13 protein-coding genes are annotated in these 16,779 nt (G+C 73.5%); 2 read left to right on the forward strand and 11 right to left on the reverse strand.

Going from position 1 to position 16,779, the window contains the following annotated elements; translation table 11 throughout:
- The first annotated feature begins 117 nt into the window (after positions 1 to 117).
- The gene (locus ACFW01_RS36595; protein ID WP_384510923.1) at positions 118 to 501 is read left to right on the forward strand and encodes a nuclear transport factor 2 family protein; all 384 of its coding nucleotides are present in this window, start codon (positions 118 to 120) and stop codon (positions 499 to 501) included.
- A 27-nt stretch (positions 502 to 528) separates the two neighbouring features.
- Here the strand turns inward: ACFW01_RS36595 and ACFW01_RS36600 are convergent, their stop codons facing one another.
- The 3 genes from ACFW01_RS36600 to ACFW01_RS36610 form a co-directional block, all read right to left on the reverse strand.
- Complete coding sequence (locus ACFW01_RS36600) at positions 529 to 1,068, reverse strand: hypothetical protein (RefSeq protein WP_384510926.1); 540 nt, start codon at positions 1,066 to 1,068, stop codon at positions 529 to 531.
- 22 nt (positions 1,069 to 1,090) lie between these two features.
- On the reverse strand, positions 1,091 to 2,071 hold the full coding sequence (gene galE, locus ACFW01_RS36605; protein WP_234961158.1) for a UDP-glucose 4-epimerase GalE: 981 nt from the start codon (positions 2,069 to 2,071) through the stop codon (positions 1,091 to 1,093).
- A gap of 102 nt (positions 2,072 to 2,173) precedes the next feature.
- On the reverse strand, positions 2,174 to 2,644 hold the full coding sequence (locus tag ACFW01_RS36610; RefSeq protein WP_234961157.1) for a MarR family transcriptional regulator: 471 nt from the start codon (positions 2,642 to 2,644) through the stop codon (positions 2,174 to 2,176).
- Between the two features lie 134 nt (positions 2,645 to 2,778).
- Between ACFW01_RS36610 and ACFW01_RS36615 the strand changes: the two genes are divergently transcribed.
- Positions 2,779 to 3,192: an organic hydroperoxide resistance protein gene (locus ACFW01_RS36615; protein ID WP_234961156.1), complete on the forward strand. Its 414-nt coding sequence runs from the start codon at positions 2,779 to 2,781 to the stop codon at positions 3,190 to 3,192.
- A gap of 21 nt (positions 3,193 to 3,213) precedes the next feature.
- On the opposite strand, the gene ACFW01_RS36620 is transcribed toward ACFW01_RS36615, so the two are convergent.
- The 8 genes from ACFW01_RS36620 to ACFW01_RS36655 all read right to left on the reverse strand — a co-directional run bounded on the left by ACFW01_RS36620 (position 3,214) and on the right by ACFW01_RS36655 (position 16,710).
- Entirely contained in the window at positions 3,214 to 4,767 is a 1,554-nt protein-coding gene (locus ACFW01_RS36620) for a hypothetical protein (protein WP_384510931.1), read from the reverse strand.
- 92 nt (positions 4,768 to 4,859) lie between these two features.
- A complete protein-coding gene (locus ACFW01_RS36625; RefSeq protein ID WP_234961154.1) occupies positions 4,860 to 6,137 on the reverse strand; it encodes a hypothetical protein in 1,278 nt (425 codons plus the stop codon).
- The gene (locus tag ACFW01_RS36630; protein ID WP_384510935.1) at positions 6,134 to 8,368 is read right to left on the reverse strand and encodes a CDP-glycerol glycerophosphotransferase family protein; all 2,235 of its coding nucleotides are present in this window, start codon (positions 8,366 to 8,368) and stop codon (positions 6,134 to 6,136) included. Before ACFW01_RS36630 ends, ACFW01_RS36625 begins: the two co-directional genes overlap by 4 nt.
- 7 nt (positions 8,369 to 8,375) lie before the next feature.
- Positions 8,376 to 10,580 (reverse strand): CDP-glycerol glycerophosphotransferase family protein, encoded by a 2,205-nt coding sequence (locus ACFW01_RS36635; RefSeq protein WP_384510938.1) that lies wholly within the window; start codon positions 10,578 to 10,580, stop codon positions 8,376 to 8,378.
- A 92-nt stretch (positions 10,581 to 10,672) separates the two neighbouring features.
- Positions 10,673 to 12,925: a CDP-glycerol glycerophosphotransferase family protein gene (locus ACFW01_RS36640; protein ID WP_384510941.1), complete on the reverse strand. Its 2,253-nt coding sequence runs from the start codon at positions 12,923 to 12,925 to the stop codon at positions 10,673 to 10,675.
- A gap of 177 nt (positions 12,926 to 13,102) precedes the next feature.
- On the reverse strand, positions 13,103 to 13,966 hold the full coding sequence (locus ACFW01_RS36645; protein ID WP_234961150.1) for a carbohydrate ABC transporter permease: 864 nt from the start codon (positions 13,964 to 13,966) through the stop codon (positions 13,103 to 13,105).
- On the reverse strand, positions 13,963 to 15,309 hold the full coding sequence (locus ACFW01_RS36650) for a carbohydrate ABC transporter permease (protein WP_384510945.1): 1,347 nt from the start codon (positions 15,307 to 15,309) through the stop codon (positions 13,963 to 13,965). The genes ACFW01_RS36645 and ACFW01_RS36650 overlap by 4 nt, the downstream gene beginning before the upstream one ends.
- 3 nt (positions 15,310 to 15,312) lie before the next feature.
- A complete protein-coding gene (locus ACFW01_RS36655) occupies positions 15,313 to 16,710 on the reverse strand; it encodes an ABC transporter substrate-binding protein (protein WP_384510948.1) in 1,398 nt (465 codons plus the stop codon).
- Positions 16,711 to 16,779 lie beyond the last annotated feature (69 nt).

Here is a 16,779-nt window from a genome sequence, read left to right on the forward strand (position 1 = left end):
GTGGCCGGACAGAACAGCCAGAGGACAGTCCAGCAGGACCTCAGTCAGCGGCAGAGTCACGACCACCGGAACCTGACTATCAGGATCAATGTCAGTGGTGCCTGCGAGGATGCGGGCATGGAATCGACGACGATCGTGCAGGAGTTCTGGTCCCGCATGCAGGCCCGCGACTGGGCGGGCCTGGGTGCGCTGCTCGCCGACGACCTGGTGGTGGAGTGGCCGGTCAGCGCCGAGCGGATCGTGGGCCGCGCCGACTTCGTCGCCGTCAACGCGCGGTACCCGGAGGGCTGGTCCATCCACGTCCTACGCGTCGTCGCGGACGGGGACGGCGAGACCGTGGTCTCCGAGGTGGAGGTCCCGCACGACACGATGGGCGTCCACCGGGTCGTGTCGCTCTGGACGGTCCGCGACGGCCGGATCACCGGCGGCCGGGAGTACTGGACGGAGCTGGGCTCGGACCCGTCCCCGCAGTGGCGGGCGGAGTTCGTCCAGCCCCTGTGACACCTGCGACCCCTGTGGTCGGCCCCTTCACCAGGCGGCGGCCCGGAGCACCTCCGCCGCGATGTCCGGCACGGTCCGGCCGTCCGTGGCCACGCGAACCGTGCCCGCGGGAGCCTCCTCGGCCAGCCGCCGGGCCATGCGCAGGCTCCGCTCGATGTGGACGCCGAGCTGCGAACCGGTCTCCCGCAGGGCGAGCCGCTGCCGCACGGTGGCGTCGTCGGCGGTCAGCAGCACCGGGGTGACCCGCACCCGGGTGACCGGCACCCCGCCCCCGCCCATGGCCCGCCCGATCATCGGCGCCTCCAGGATGCTCACGGTGTTGGTGTAGATCAGCCTGCGCTGTCCGAGCGCCGCGTAGTTCGCCCACACCGCCGCGATGTTCCGCTCCGTCACCGCCGTGCGGTGCGGGTCCCCTTCGGGGGCGGGATGGATCTGGTCCATGCCGTCCCCCTCGATGAGGCAGTGCGCTGTCCCGGCGCCCCGCAACAGCGCGGACACCTCCCACCCGACGGTGCTCTTGCCGACGCCGGAGCCACCGCCGATGAGCAGCAGGTCGTACGTGGTCATGACCGGCCCCCCCGTGCGTGCTTCAGTCCCGCGCCGCCTCCGGATGCAGCCGTACCCAGCCCGCCCATGCCGACGTGATCATTTCCTCGACGTCGTACTTGGCCTTCCAGCCGAGTTCGACGGCGGCGCGGTCGGCCGAGGCGACGACGCGGGCCGGGTCGCCGGGGCGGCGGGGGGTGACCGTCGGAGGGTGGTCGTAGCCGGTGAGGGCGTTGATGCGGTCGATCATCTCGCGGACGGAGACGCCCTCGCCCCGGCCGATGTTGAGGGTGAGGGTGCGGCCCGGCGATGACTGGAGGGCGCGGGCCGCGGCGACGTGGGCCTCGGCCAGGTCGACGACGTGGATGTAGTCGCGGACGCAGGTGCCGTCCGGCGTCGCGTAGTCGTCGCCGAAGACGCGCGGGGCGGCGCCCTCGGTCAGCTTCTCGAAGACCATCGGGACGAGGTTGTAGACGCCGGTGTCGGCCAGCTCGGGGCTCGCCGCGCCCGCGACGTTGAAGTAGCGCAGCGAGGCCGTGGACAGGCCCGTCGCCCGGCCGGTGGCGCGGACCAGCCACTCGCCGGCCAGCTTGGTCTCGCCGTACGGCGACATGGGCGCGCACGGCGTCTCCTCCGTCACCAGGTCGACGTCCGGCATGCCGTACACGGCGGCGGAGGAGGAGAAGACGAAGGACGGGACCTCGGCCGCCGTGACCGCGTCGAGCAGGACGCGCAGACCCTCGACGTTCTCCCGGTAGTAGTGCAGCGGCAGGTCCACCGACTCGCCGACCTGCTTCTTCGCGGCCAGGTGCACGACGCCGGTGACGGAGTGGTCGGCGAGGGCGCGGGCGATCCGTTCGCCGTCCAGGACCGAGCCCACCACCAGCGGGACGCCGTCGGGGACGCGGTCGGCGATACCGGTGGACAGGTCGTCGTACACCACCGCCTTCTCGCCCGCCTCGGTCATCGCCCGTACGACGTGCGCCCCGATGTATCCGGCGCCGCCGGTGATCAGCCAGGTCATGTGCGGCCGTCCCCTGTGTGAGTGGTCCTGGGCGGACCGTGGTCGTGAGTGTCCCTGGTGGACATGATCCTTCATCCCGGGCCCCGCGGGCGCCCGCACCCCTCAGGACGGTGCCGGGGCCGGATCGGTGCCGTACGCGTCCAGGGCGGAGGTGAGCCGGTCGAGGCGGTCGCGCAGCTCCTGGACCTCGGTCACGTCCAGCCCCGTCGCCGCGGCGATCCGGCGCGGCACCTCGGCGGCCCGCTCGCGCAGCGCGACGCCCTCCCCGGTCAGCCGCACCTCCACCGACCGCTCGTCGCGCGCGCTGCGCTCCCGCCGGACCAGACCGGCCGCCTCCAGCCGCTTGAGCAGCGGCGAGAGCGTGCCGGAGTCGAGGCGGAGGTGCTCGCCGAGCTTCTTCACGGGCAGTTCGCCGTGCTCCCACAGCACCAGCAGCACCAGGTACTGCGGGTAGGTGAGTCCCAGGTCCTTGAGGACCACGCGGTAGACGCCGCCGAAGGCGCGGGACGCGGCGTTCAGGGAGAAGCAGATCTGCTGGTCCAGGCGGAGCCAGTCGGTCGCGGGCGTGGTCATGGGATCCAGGGTAGCCGACCGGACGTCATTAAGTTGTGCGCAATTTAGTTGCGCGCAGTCAAGTTGCGTGCTCTACTTGTCGGCGTCAGAGGTCGCCATGTGCGACGCACTCCACTGAGAGGGACGGGTTTCCCATGGACGCGCTCTACACCGCCGCCGCCACCGCCACCCACGGCCGCGAAGGCCGCGCCGTCAGCTCCGACGGCAAGCTCGACCTCGCGCTCGGCGCCCCCGTCGAGATGGGCGGCGACGGCAAGGGCACCAACCCCGAGCAGCTGTTCGCCGCCGGGTACGCCGCCTGCTTCGGCAGCGCCCTCGGCGTCGTCGGCCGGCAGGCGAAGGCCGACGTCAGCGAGGCCGCCGTGACCGCCGAGGTCGGCATCGGCAAGCAGGGCGAGGGCTTCGCGCTCGCCGTCACACTGCGGGTCGAGCTGCCCGAGGGCCTCGACCAGGAGACCGGCCGGAAGCTCGTCGAGCAGGCCCACCAGGTCTGCCCCTACTCCAACGCCACCCGGGGCAACATCCCGGTCGAGCTGGTCATCGAGTAGTCCGGCCGGCGGCACCCCCGCTCATCCGACCCGCGCCAGGACCTCCCCGGTGCGCCCGCTCCACGCCACCACGACCGCCTCCTCGGGCACCGGGTGCCAGCGGGTCAGCAGCAGCCAGCGGACGTCGTAGCGGCGGACGACGGCGGCGCGCCCGGCGCGGGTCGAACCGGGCGCGAGGTACGCCCGGACGTCGGCCGCCCGCCGCCCGCGCTCCCGTTCGTCCAGCGCCGGGTCCGGCCAGGCGGGGGCCGCGAGGTTGGGCCCGTACCCGGCGATGGCGTGCCCGGCGTAGTAGCCGTCGGTGATCACGACCTCGCCGGGGCCGATGTGCCGGGCCGCCCACGCGTACTCCGGCCAGTGGGGCGGCTGCTCGAAGCCGACCGGGTCCAGCGCCCGTGGCACCACCGCCCCCGCGTGGACCGTGAGGAACCCCAGCGCGGCACCCGCGGCCGCCGCCGAGCCCAGCGCCCTGCGCCACCGCCCCCACGGCCGGGGTGCCGCCAGCTCCACCGCCAGCGCGAACTGCGCCGGCACCAGGGAGAGCCCGAGGATCCGGCCGTAGGTGTAGTGCCCGCTGCACCAGCCGTACGCCACCACCGCGCAGTCCAGCGCGAACATCAGCACCAGCGGGTCCCGCACCGAGCGGCGCCCCCGCGCCCACAGCGCCGGCAGCCCGAGCAGCCCCAGCCAGAACTCGCCGGGCAGGTCCAGGTACAGCACCCGGTGCAGCCCGTCCACGCTGTCGTCGCCGGCCAGCGCGAACACGTCGAAGTACGGCCACACTGCCGCCGACGCCACCGCCACCGCGCCCGTCAGCGCCCAGCGCCCCGCGACCGGGCCGCGCCACCCGCGCTGCCACCCGGCCACCAGCGCCACCGCGCCCAGCACCGCCGCCACCGAGGTGATCGGGTGGATCAGGAGGACCAGCCCGTACAGGGCGCCGAGCCCCGCGTACCCGGGCAGTCCGCGCAGCCCGCCCGGCCCCACGTACCGCACCCGGCGCTCGTCCCTCGCCCGCGCCCCGGTCAGCGCCCAGGCCCAGAAGGTGAGCCCGATCGCGCACGTCGACGGGTAGCCGAGGTTGCCCGTCATCGACATCAGCCCGAGGTAGCCGCTCCACCAGGCCCGCTCGGTGCCCCACAGCAGCGTCATCGCGCCCAGCGCCAGGACCGGCGCCCACGGCCGCGGGCTCAGCACCCGCACGAACCGGTTCAGGCCGGTCAGCAGCACCAGCAGGTTCAGCGGCCCGCCGAGTCGCACCACCTCCCAGCCGCCCAGCCCGGTCAGCCGCGCGAACACGCCCTGGGCGAGGGCGTACGGCGAGTAGTACGCACTGCCCGCGCCGGGCAGGTCGGCCATCGGGTGCCGGGGGTCCAGGAGGTCGGCCTTCAGGCGCTCCACGACCGCCGCGTGCTGGCCCGCGTCGCAGCACAGCGGCACCGCCCAGTACGCCAGCGACATCACCAGGAGGAACAGGAAACCGGCGACCTGGTACGGGGTGGGGCGCCATCCGCGGCCACCGCGCAGCGCCGTCGCGCCGCGTACCGGCCGCCGGACGGCGACGTCGGCGCTCACGAAGGGATCAGAGGGTGTGACATTCGGGACATTTGGCGTATGTTCCCGGCGTGGTCACCGCCCTGAACCCACGTCACCTCAACGGGTGACGCTCAGCCGACCGCCCGGACCGGGTCGGCCGGCCCCTGCGCGGGCAGCGGCACCCTGCCGCCCCGCACCACCGGCTCCAGCAGCAGCGGGATGCCCACCACGGGCAGCAGCCAGGCCAGCACGATCAGCCGCTCGCCCCAGATGTTGATGTCCGGATGGCCGGCCTGGGTGAGGATCCCGGTGCACGCCGCCGCGACCAGGAACCCGCCGACCGCGCCCCCGCGCCGCAGCGCGCCCCACGCCCCGGCGGCCAGGGCCGCGACGAACAGCGGCTGCCACGCCTGCCGGCGCAGCCACTCCACCCAGAAGTTGCCCTGCAGCTGCCAGAACTCCGGCCACGGACGCTCCCGGTCGGGCCGCGCGAAGTGGTCGGTGAGCAGATCCTGGACGCTGTCCGACACCGACGGGTAGTGCAGCAGCTTCGCCAGCACCAGCGTGCCGACGGCACCGGCCAGCCCCACCGCCGCGAGCGCGAGCACGTCCCGGGGCGACCGGCCGCCCCGCCGGCGGCGCCACGCGATCAGCGCGCCCGCCGCCGCCAGGCACACCCCGAGGAACAGCGACTGGGAGTGCTTGACCGTGAACAGCGCCGCCAGCGACCCGGCCACCAGGGCGAGCCCCGCCCGCGTCCGTCCCTCCCGCAGTATCAGCGCACAGCCCCAGACCGCCGCCAGGGTCAGCGCCATCAGCAGCCCCTCGGTCATCGGCCGCATCGCGGTCGTCCCGCACGGCAGCGCGTAGTACAGCGCCTGCCCGCCCAGCGCGAGCGGCACCGGCACCGACAGCGCGCGCAGGATCAGGAAGGCCAGCACCCCGCCCGCGCACGCGATGACGACGCCCGCCGCCCACAGGCCCCAGGTCACCCCGAGGGCCGTCACGAACGGCACCAGGAACAGCGGGTAGCCGGGCCGCACCTCGAAGATCCGCATGAAGCGGTCCGGCATGTACGGCAGGGTGTGCCCCCCGGTCCGGCCCGCCGCCAGCTGCGGCTCCACCACCCCCCACTCCTGCTCCCGGCACTCGGCCGCCACCTGGTCGGTGGGGTCGGGCCGGTGGAAGTGGACCACGTGCACGCTCTGGTCGCGCCGGGCCCGCTCGCCCCGGCTCGCGCACACGTAGTCGATCGTGGCCGTCGCCACCCCGCGCTTGCCCTCACCGCTGAGACTCAGCGTGTACGCCAGGTAGTTCTTGGTGTCGGGGGTGTCCCGGCCGGTGACGTTCGCCAGTTGCAGCGCGGCGAACACGGCGGCCAGGACCAGCACCCACAGCCGCGGTCTCATGAGGAGGCGAGCAGGTCGTGTCCGGCGGTGACCGAACGGGCGCCGGGGACGCCGGACGGCTCCGGGCCGGGCATCGGCTCGCCCAGCAGCAGCGTCCGCACCACCCGCTCGGCGGCCCGGCCGTCCTCGTACTCGCAGTACCGGGCCCGGAAGGCCGACCGCAGCCGCGCCGCCTCCTCGTCCCGCCACGCCCCGGACGCCAGCAGCCAGGCCAGCTCCCGGTACGAGCGCGACACGTGCCCCGGCGCCTCCTCGGTGATGTCGAAGTAGGCGCCGCGGCTCGCCTCGTACGCGCGCCAGTCGTCGGCGTGGATCACGATCGGCCGGTCCAGCAGGGCGTAGTCGAACAGCAGGGCGGAGTAGTCGGTGATCAGCAGGTCGGAGGCGAGCATCAGCTCCTCCACGTGCGGTTCGTCCGTCGCGTCGACCAGGACGCCCCGCCGGTGCAGCTCCGACAGGCCCATGCCGCGGGCCGGTCCGGTGGCCAGCGACGGGTGCAGCCGGACCACCAGGGTGTGGCCCTCGCCGAGGTCCGCGGCGAGCCTGGCCGGGTCGAGGCGTTCGACGAGCCCGCCCCGCCGGTACTCCCGCCGGGTCGGCGCGTAGAGCACCACGGTGTGGCCGTCCGGGACGCCCAGCCGCTCACGCACGCGGCGGCCGTCGTCCGGACCCGCGTTCACCAGCACGTCGTTGCGCGGGCTGCCGCTGGGCACGGACGTGAAGTGGCACGGGTACGCCCGCTCCCACACCCGCTCCGCGTACCGGCCGGCGACCAGGCTGTAGTCCCAGCGGTCGGCCCGGCGCAGCATCTGCGGCACGTCCAGGCCGTGCCGGGCGCCGGGCCGGCCCAGCAGGTCGACGCCCATGTACTTCAGCGGGGTGCCCTGGTGGGTGTGGATGTGGACGCTGCCCGGGCGCTTGGTCACGGCACCGGGCCAGTTGACGTTGTTGACGAAGAACGTCGCCCGCTCGGTCACCCGCCGGTAGCCGGCGCTGCCCAGGACCACGTGCTCGGTGTCCGGCGGCAGCAGCGCCGCCGTCTCCTCGTCGCGCACCACCCACACCCCGCGCAGGTGCGGGGCGAGTTCGCGCGCCGTGCGGTGGATCGCCGCGGGGTCGCCCAGCACGCCCCGGTGCGAGAACGCCGAGTACACCGCGAGGTCCGGGTCCAGCGGCCGGCGTGCGCGCACCGCGCTGCCGGCCCCGCGCAGCCGTCCGGCGACCGCGCCCCCCGCCTGCCGTGCCCGGCGCTCCAGCTCCCGGGCCGCCTGTCCGGACCGCCGCCGCAGCCGGTAGGCCGGGTAGCCGAGGGGGCCGCCCGCCAGCACCCGCAGTTCGGCCGGGATCTCGGCGCCCTCGGGCCGGTACGCGCGGAACATCTCGGCGGTCCGCCGGAAGAACTCGGCCTTGTCGGACGGCGGCAGCCGGTCCGGCTTGGACAGGATGTCCAGGCAGTGCTCGCCCATCTTGGCGTGCAGGAACGGCCGCCAGCGGGCCAGTTCCGGCCGGGCGTCGAGGAAGGCGAAGACCCGCTCGTACTGCGCGTGCACGTCGAAGTGCTTGCGGCTGGTGGTGGACAGGATGTTGCCCTGCCGCCGCTGCCGGTAGTTCAGGCAGATGCGGTCCAGCGTGGCGATCCGCTCGGCGCTGAACATCACCGGGAACGTCCAGGGCGTGTCCTCGTAGTAGCCGGGCGGGAAGGTGAAGCCCTCGCGCTCGACGAAGTCGCGCCGGTAGACCTTGTTCCACACCACCATCAGCAGGTCGAGGATCTCGGGGTGCCCGGCGGCCGTGAACGTGCCCTCCCCGGCCTCGGCCAGCACCCGGGCCAGGGCGTTGCGCCGGGTGCCGCCCCACCAGTAGGTGCGCGCGTAGTCGAAGACCAGAACCTCGGGGTCGGCCGTCTCCGCGAGCCGGTCGGCCATGGCGCGCAGCGCGCCCGGGGCCAGGGTGTCGTCGCTGTCGAGGAAGAAGAGGTAGTCGCCGGTGGCGTGCGGCAGCCCGGCGTTGCGGGCCCGGCCGAGGCCGGCGTTCTCCTCCAGGTGCAGCACGCGCAGCCGGTCGTCGCGGGCGGCGTACTCGTCCAGGATCGCGCCCGAGCCGTCGGGCGAGCAGTCGTCGACGGCGATGACCTCGATGTCCCGGAAGGACTGGGTAAGGACCGAGTCGAGGCACTCGCGCAGGAAGCCCTGCACCTTGAAACAGGGAAGGATGACGCTGAAGCGGGGCACGGCGGGGTCAGCTCCTTACGAGGGTGGCGGCGGGGGCCGGGACGCGCTCCGCGAGCGGGACCACGGGCGGCAGCGCCTCGGGCGGCTCGCCGAGCAGCACCCGGCGCACGACCCGCTCGGCGGCCCGGCCGTCGTCGAACTCGCAGAACCGCTCCCGGAAGGCCGCCCGCAGCGCCGCCGACTCCGGGCCCGCGTACGAGCCGTCGCCGAAGACGCGGGCCAGCTCCTGAGGCGTCCGCGCCACCGGTCCGGGCGGCGCCGCCATCAGGTCGAAGTAGACGCCCCGGGTCTCCCGGTAGACGTCCCAGTCGTCGGCGTACACGACGATCGGCCGGTCCAGGTTGGCGTAGTCGAACATGATCGACGAGTAGTCGGTGACCAGCGCGTCCGCGGCCAGGCACACGTCCTCGGAGGAGCGGTGCGCGGTGACGTCGATGATCCGGCCGCTGCCCGCGCGGCCGCCCCGGTCGTAGAAGTAGTGGGCGCGCAGCAGCACCACCACGTCCTCGCCCGCCGCCTCGCAGAACGCCTCCAGATCCAGGGCGCCGGCGCCGAAGCCGCTCTCGTAGTCCCGGTGCGTGGGCGCGTACAGGATCGCCGTCGCCCCGTCCGGGACGCCCAGTTCGCGGCGGACGCGGGCCACGTCCTCGGCGGTCGCCGTGCAGTAGACGTCGTTGCGCGGATAGCCGTACTCCAGGTGCTCGTACGAGCCCGGGAAGGCGCGCTCCCACATCTGGGTGGAGTGCCGGTTGGCGGAGACGTTGTAGTCCCAGCGGTCGACGCGGCCCAGCAGCTTGGTGAAGCTGCCGCTGGCCGCGGCCACCACCGGGTACGTCGACTGGTCCACGCCCATCGTCTTCAGCGGGGTGCCGTGCTGCGTCTGCACGTGCACGCTGCCGGGGCGCTTGACCACGCCCTCGGCGAAGTTGGCGTTGTTCACCAGGTACTTGGCGCGGGCCAGCACCTCCCAGTACCGCCGGCCGCCGATGACCGCGTGGTCGACGCCCGCCGGCATGGTGTGCGCCTGGTCCGCCTCGACCAGGAACACCGACCTGAGGTGCGGGGCGAGTTCGCGGGCCTTGGCGTGGATCGCGGCCGGGCTGCACGCGTAGCCGCGGCCCCAGTAGGCGCAGTACACGACGAGGTTCGGATCCAGCGGGCGGCGCAGGTGGCGGCGGTACAGCAGCCGCGTGCGCAGCCCCCGCGGCCACGGCAGGCGGCGCAGCGCCCCGGTGACTGCCCGGTTGGTGGCGCGCAGGGCGCGGAAACCGGCGTACGACCCCCACGCGAGCAGCCGGTGCTGGACGCCGAGCCGGCCGCCCGGCGGGCGGAAACCGGCGGGGCGGTGGCGGCGGTAGAGGCGGCTCGCCCGCCGGAAGAAGACCCGGCGCTCCCGGCGCGTCAGCCGCCGGGGATGCGTCGCCGTCTTCAGGATCGCGGCGAACAGATGCTCGAAGAGCGGCCCGCGCCGGGCGTCCGGCAGTCCCCGCTCGGCGGCGTGCGTGAGGGCCAGTTCGGCCTGGTCGAGGAGGTCCGCGTGGTGCGGTCCCGGCAGGTTCAGCCGGTTGCCCTGGCGCCGCACCAGATGGCGGACGACCACCGAGCGCAGCACCGCCACGCGCTCCGCGCGCGCCGCGACCAGGGCGCCGAAGCCGATGTCCGTGAAGTGCCCGTCGGGGAAGGCGAGCCGGCGCTCGGTGAGGAAGGTGCGGCGGTGGACCGCGCTCCACGCGGGCAGCCGCACGCCGGTCAGACCGGGGGCGCGGTCGGGGGCGAAGGCGCCGTCGGGGGTCCCGGCCAGCAGCGGGGCGGCCGGGTTGGTGGCCTCGCCCTCCCACCAGGGCACCCGCTCGTACTCGAAATACAGCACGTCGACGCCCCCGGTGTCCGCCAGCCGCGCCTCCAGCGCCGCCAGCGCGCCCGGCACGAGGACGTCGTCGCCGTCGAGGAACAGCAGGTACGCGCCGCTCGCCGCCCGCATCCCGGCGTTGCGCGCCCCGGCCAGCCCGCCCGACGGCGGGGCGTGCACGGGCGTCACCCGCGAGTCCCGTCCGGCGTGCTCCTCGGCGACGTCCGCCGCGGGGGTGCCCGGGGCGTCGCAGACCGGGATCAGCTCGAAGTCGCCGAAGGACTGGTCGAGCACCGAGTCCAGTGCCTGGGAGAGCCGCCCCGCGACCCCATGGGACGGGACGATGATGCTGAAGCGGGGCATGCTGCTCTTTCTCTCGATGTGCTGGTCCGGCGGGAGCCCTGCGCCGGCCGCGAGGCGCGTGCCGCCCCGGGCTCCGGAGGGACCAACGGCGCTCAGAGGCTGTCGGTGACGGTGCGCGGCCCGGCCGGTTGCGGGACCGTGGCCAGCGGGGTGCGGGCGACCGCCGCCGCGGGCGGACGGCGGGCGCCGGGCGGCACCACCGGAGGAAGCCGGGTCTGGCCGAGCACCACCCGGCGCACCACGCGCTCGGCGGCGTGGCCGTCGTCGTACGGGCAGAACCGCTCGCGGAACTCGGCCCGCAGCCGGGTGGACCGGGCGCCGTACCAGTCGCCGCCGGCGAAGACGCCGATCAGCTCGTCCTCGTCCCGCGCGACCGGCCCCGGCGGGACGGAGCGCAGGTCGACGTAGGTGCCGCGGGCCGCCTCGAACGCCTCCGGCTCGTCGGCGTGGAGCACGATCGGCCGGTCCAGGCCCGCGTAGTCGAACATCAGGGACGCGTAGTCGGTGACGAGGGCGTCCGAGGCCAGGCACAGCGACTCCACGCTCGGGTGACCGCTCACGTCCAGGACCCGCCCGACGGGCGAGGCCGGCCGGACGTCGCGGCCCGGGTCGGCGCGGGCCAGCACCATGAAGCGGGGGCCGAGGCGGCGGACGATGCGCTCCAGGTCCAGGGCCGGGCGCTGGGTGCGGCGGTAGTCGCGGTGGGCGGGCACGTACAGGATCGCCACCGTGCCCTCGGGGATCCCGAGGGTCTCGCGGAGCCGTGCCACGTCCGCGTCGGTCGCCCGCTGGAGGGCGTCGGCGCGGGGCTGGCCGTACTCCAGGGTGGTGTAGCCGCCGGGGTGGACGCGTTCCCAGGTGAGGGTGGAGTGGAGGTTGGCGGAGACCACGTAGTCCCAGGAGTCGACCTCGCGCAGCACCCGGGCGAAGTCGGTGCCGCCCGCGGCGGCCGGCCGCTCCTGCAGGTCCAGGCCCATGTGCGCGAGCGGCGTACCGGCCTGCGTCTGGACCAGTACCTGGCCCCGGCGCTTGACCAGGCCGCTGTCGAAGGCGGAGTTGTGCACCAGGTACCGGGAGCGGGCCAGCGCCGTCCAGTAGGCGGCCGTGCCGGGCGTGAGGCGCCGGGTCGCGGGCGGGACCGTGTGGTGGTGCGCGGGAGCGGCGGCCCACGCGGTGCGCACGTGCGGCGCGCAGCGGCGGAACGCCTCCTCCAGCGCACCCGGGTTGCAGCCGTACCCCCCGTCGCCGTCGACGGCGAAGAGGGCGCGGTCGGCGCGGAGCGGGAGGAGGCGCTGGCCCCGGTAGTGCAGGCGCAGGGCGCCGGTCCGGGCGGCCCGCAGCCATCCGGCGGCGGCCCCCGCCGTCCGTCGGCGCAGGGCGGACGCCAGCCGCAGAGTCTCCCAGGTGCGGCGCAGGCCCAGCCGGAGCAGGGCGTGGCGCACCCGGACCGGCGTCGGGACGGGGGCACCGGCGACCCGGTAGCGGCGGCAGTGGACCCGCGCCCGGCGCAGGAACTCGGCGCGCAGGGAACGCGGGAGGCGGTCGGGACGGGTGAACACGGTCGCCAGGTGGTCGCACATGCGGCGGTACAGCACCGGCCGCCAGCGGTCGTGCTCCGGATGCGACTCGAGGAACGCGAAGACCCGGTCGTACTGCGTGAAGACGTCCAGGTGGCGTGCGCTCGCCGTGCCCAGGATGCTGCCCCGGCGGCCCTGCCGGTAGTGGACGCAGACCCGGTCCAGGGTGGCGACGGACTCCGCGGCCAGGAGGAGCGGGTACGTCCACGGGGTGTCCTCGTAGTAGCCGGGCGGGAAGGTGAGGCCCTCGCGCTCGGCGAACTCCCGCCGCACCGTCTTGTTCCAGGCCACCATCAGCAGGTGCAGCAGCCCCGGCCGGTCGGCCAGCCGGAACGGCGCCGGTCCCTGCTCGGTGAGGTGCGCGGCCGCCCGGCTGCGGACGGTCTCGCCGGTCCAGTACGTCCGGGCGTAGTCGTAGACCAGCACGTCCGGGTCGCCGGTCTCCTTCACGCGGTCGGCGAGGGCCCGCAGCGCGTCCGGGGCGAGGGTGTCGTCGCCGTCGAGGAAGACCAGGTAGTCGCCGCCCGCCCGCTCGATGCCGGCGTTGCGGGCGGGGCCGAGGCCCTGGTTCTCGGGCAGGTGCACGGCGCGCACGCGCGGGTCGCGGTCCGCGAACTCGTCGGCGATCGCACCGCACGCGTCCGGCGACCCGTCGTCGACGACGATCACCTCGAAGTCCTGGTACGACTGGGACAGCACCGACTCCAGGCACGCGTGCAGATACTCCTGGACCCGGTACGCGGGCACGATGACACTGAACCTGGGCACGGGAACATCCATGGGTCGGCGGGGTCGGCGCGAGCCTTCGCGCCGGGAACGGCCAATGGAGTGACTTGGTTACGGCCGCTGCGGCATTCGGGGGATCCTCGCCGCGCCCGGTGCCCCGTACGGATGAGGGGGTGGACCGGTGTCCGGTCCACCCCCTCAAGGGTGTTGTCACGGCGGCTACTTGACGGCGCCCGCCATCACGCCGGAGACGAACTGCCGCTGGAACGCGAAGAACACGGCCAGCGGGATCACCATGGAGATGAACGCCCCCGGCGCCAGCACGTCGATGTTGTTGCCGAACTGCCGTACCTGCGTCTGCAGCGCGACCGTGATCGGCTGGCTCCCGGAGTCCGAGAAGATCAGCGCGACCAGCATGTCGTTCCACACCCACAGGAACTGGAAGATGCCGAGGCTCGCGATCGCGGGCCCGCCGAGCGGCATCACGACCCGCACGAACAGCCGCAGTTCACCGGCGCCGTCCAGCCGGGCCGCCTCCAGCAGCTCCCGGGGGATCTCCGCGAAGAAGTTCCGCAGCAGGAACACCGCGAAGGGCAGGCCGAAGCCGACGTGGAAGAGGACCACGCCGACGACCGACCCGAACAGGCCGATCTTGCCGAAGAGTTCGGCGATCGGGATCAGCGCCACCTGCACGGGGACGACCAGCAGCCCGACCACGGCCAGGAACCACCAGTCGCGGCCCGGGAACTCCATCCACGCGAAGGCGTACCCGGCCAGCGATCCGATGACCACGACCAGGACCGTCGCGGGGACGGTGATCAGCACGGTGTTGAACAGGGAGGACGTGATGTCCCCGTTCTTCAGCAGCTCCTCGTAACTCTGGAAGGTGAGCTGGGACGGCTTGGTGAAGACCTCCCACCAGCCGCTCGCCGCCATGTCCCGCGGGGTGCGCAGCGAGGAGAGCAGCAGGCCGATCGTCGGCACCAGCCAGAAGAGGCCGACGACGATCAGGAAGACCCGGACCAGGCCGCCGCTGACGCCCTCGGCCAGCCGCGCCCCCAGGGAACGCTTCGCCTTCGTCATCGCCGCACCTCCCGCCGCAGTCGCCGTACGTTGAACCACATCACCGGGATCACCAGGAGCAGCAGGAAGACCGCGATGGCGCTGGCGATGCCCGGCTGGTCGGAGGCGAAGCCCTTGCGGTACAGCTCCAGGGCGAGCACGTTCGCGTCGTCCTGCGAGGAGCCCGGGGCGATGATGAAGACCAGGTCGAACACCTTCAGGACGTTGATCATCAGCGTGACGACCACGACCGCGAGGACCGGTGCCAGGAGCGGCACCGTGACCCGTCTGAAGACCTGCCACTCGTTGGCGCCGTCGACCCGGGCGGCCTCCAGGAGCTCCCGGGGCATCCCGGCGAGACCGGCCGCGATCAGCACCATCGCGAAGCCCGCCCACATCCACACGTACGACCCGATGATGGCCGGGGTGACGAGGGAGGGGCCGAGCCAGTTCAGGCCGTTGTAGGGCTCCTTGAAGTTGTCGGCGGGGAGTCTGAGCAGCGCCCCGTCGGCCGCGGCGGGCAGCGTGAACGTGCCGTCGCCCGACGCCTTCGCCGACGCGACGACCTTGCCGTCCTTGACCGCCTCGATCGTCATCCCGGCATAGCCCAGTTCGGCCGCGTCGACGCCGTTGAGCTTCCCGACGCCCTTGCCGCGGGTGAAGTCCTGCCAGGCGGTGCCGGTGATCTTCCCGTCCTCGGGTTCGGCGGGTACGGCCTTCTTCGCGCCGTCCGGCATCAGGTCGGGGGCGACGCCGACGAGGGGGAGGACGACCGCGGTGCCGGCCTCGACCGGCCGCTTGGTGACGAAGGCGCCGCCGCCGGCCGGTTCCAGCGGCGAATCGCGGCCCGGGTGCGCCTTCGGGAACGCGGACGACTCGGCGAACGTGTCGTGCACGCCGACCCACACCGCGTTGGCGACGCCCTTGTCCGGGTCCTGGTCGTACACCAGGCGGAAGATGATCCCGGCCGCCAGCATCGAGATCGCCATCGGCATGAAGACGACCAGTTTGAACGCGGTGCCCCAGCGGATCCGTTCGGTCAGTACCGCGAAGATCAGGCCGAGCGCGGTGGCGACCGTCGGCGCGAACACCACCCAGATGACGTTGTTCTTCAGGGCGGTGCGGATGCCGTCGTCGGTGAACAGCGCCTGGTAGTTGTCGAATCCGGCGAAGGAGTCGCCGGACTGGTCGTAGAAGCTGCGGACCAGCGAGTACCCGATCGGGTAGACCACGAGCGCGCCGAGCAGCACCAGGGCGGGCAGCAGGAACAGGGCCGCCACGGTCCTGCGGGTGCCGGTCACGCTCCTGCGCGACTTGGGGGCGGCGGGGCCCGGTGAGGTCCCCGCCGCCGTGGCCGACGTCATCCGTCAGCTCCCGTAGGCGGCGGCCGCGTCCGCCTCCAGCCGCTGCTGTGCGCCCTCGACGTCCTTCGGGTTCTTCAGAAAGTCCTGGAGGGCCTTCCACTCGCCCTTGCCGGGCGTGCCGCCGAAGGCCTGCGGAGCCTGGTCCGACATGTCGAAGCGGAAGTCGTCGCCGGCCGCGACCAGCGCCTCGGCGATCTTCTTCTGCACGTCGTTCGGGTACGCCGACGCCTCGACGTTCTTGTTCGGGGAGAGGTAGCCGCCGAGCTTCGCCTGGATCGTCGCCGCGTCCGGCGATGCGAGCCAGGTGGCCAGCGCCTGCGCCGCCTTCGAGTCCTCCAGGACCACGGCCGCGTCGCCGCCGGAGACCACCGGCGCGGTGTCGCCGACCGCCGGGAACGGGAACACCTTCGCGTCGGTGCCGACCTCCGCGTCCGTCTCGCCGATGTTGACCTGCACGAAGTCTCCCTCGTAGACCATGCCCGCCTTCGGCTGGTCGCCGCCGGTGAAGGTCTGCGTCACCGAGGCCGGGAACTCGGTCTGGAGCGCGCCGGACGCGCCGCCCGCCACGTAGTCCTTCTTGCCCCAGATCTCGGCGAGGGTGGTCAGGGCCTCCTTGACGGAGGGGTCCGTCCACTTGATCTCGTGCTTGGCCAGCTGGTCGTACTTCTCCGGGCCCGCCTGCGAGAGGTAGACGTTCTCGAACCAGTCGGTGAGGGTCCAGCCGTCCGCGCCGCCGACGGAGAACGGCGTCACGCCCGAGTCGTAGATCGTCTGGGCGGCGGTGAGCAGCTCGTCCCAGGTCTTGGGCTCGGCGGCGCCCGCGTTCTCGAAGACCTGGGCGTTGTACCAGATCAGCGACTTGTTGGCGGCCTTGTAGTACACGCCGTACTGCTTGCCGCCGACCTTGCCTATCTCCTGCCAGCCCGGCGAGTAGTTCTCGCCCAGCTCCTTGGCGGCCTCCGCGCCGAGCGGTTTGGCCCAGCCCTTCTCGACGGCCTGCTTGATGGCGCCGGGCTGCGGGAGCATCGCGACGTCCGGCGGGGCGCCGCCCGCGATCTTCGAACCGAGGAAGTTGATGATCGGGTCCTGGGCGGGCACGAAGGTCACCTTGGCGCCGGTGCGCTTCTCGAACTCGGCGAGGACCTTCTTGAAGTTCTCCTGCTCCGCGCCGGTCCAGACGGCGGCGACCTCCAGAGTCTCGCCGTCCAGCTTCGGGAGGGTGACGGTGGCGGCCGTGTCCTTGCCGCCGTCCCCCTGACTGCCCTTGTCGCCACCGCCGTTGTCGTCGTCGCCACCGCACGCGGTGAGCGAGAGCGCGAGCGCTCCCGCGGCGAGGGTGGCGGCGATCCGGGTGCTTGTGCCGAGGGTCCTGCGTGGCCCCATGGTGCTGCTCGTGCGCATCACTGCCCCGTTCTTCGTGCCTCGTCGAACGTTGAGCGCTCTTCCGTGCGCTCTGGTGTACGCCAGGGG

Origin of the sequence: Streptomyces sp. NPDC058985, assembly GCF_042740985.1 — a bacterium.
Lineage (GTDB): Bacteria > Actinomycetota > Actinomycetes > Streptomycetales > Streptomycetaceae > Streptomyces.

What these genes read in the sequence shown, in the direction of transcription:
- galE (WP_234961158.1), bottom strand. Translation starts at nt 2,071, where the DNA reads ATGACCTGGCTGATCACCGGCGGCGCCGGATACATCGGGGCGCACGTC.
- ACFW01_RS36655 (WP_384510948.1), bottom strand. Translation starts at nt 16,710, where the DNA reads ATGCGCACGAGCAGCACCATGGGGCCACGCAGGACCCTCGGCACAAGC.
- ACFW01_RS36600 (WP_384510926.1), bottom strand. Translation starts at nt 1,068, where the DNA reads ATGACCACGTACGACCTGCTGCTCATCGGCGGTGGCTCCGGCGTCGGC.
- ACFW01_RS36615 (WP_234961156.1), top strand. Translation starts at nt 2,779, where the DNA reads ATGGACGCGCTCTACACCGCCGCCGCCACCGCCACCCACGGCCGCGAA.
- ACFW01_RS36635 (WP_384510938.1), bottom strand. Translation starts at nt 10,580, where the DNA reads ATGCCCCGCTTCAGCATCATCGTCCCGTCCCATGGGGTCGCGGGGCGG.
- ACFW01_RS36595 (WP_384510923.1), top strand. Translation starts at nt 118, where the DNA reads ATGGAATCGACGACGATCGTGCAGGAGTTCTGGTCCCGCATGCAGGCC.
- ACFW01_RS36650 (WP_384510945.1), bottom strand. Translation starts at nt 15,309, where the DNA reads ATGACGTCGGCCACGGCGGCGGGGACCTCACCGGGCCCCGCCGCCCCC.
- ACFW01_RS36645 (WP_234961150.1), bottom strand. Translation starts at nt 13,966, where the DNA reads ATGACGAAGGCGAAGCGTTCCCTGGGGGCGCGGCTGGCCGAGGGCGTC.
- ACFW01_RS36610 (WP_234961157.1), bottom strand. Translation starts at nt 2,644, where the DNA reads ATGACCACGCCCGCGACCGACTGGCTCCGCCTGGACCAGCAGATCTGC.
- ACFW01_RS36625 (WP_234961154.1), bottom strand. Translation starts at nt 6,137, where the DNA reads ATGAGACCGCGGCTGTGGGTGCTGGTCCTGGCCGCCGTGTTCGCCGCG.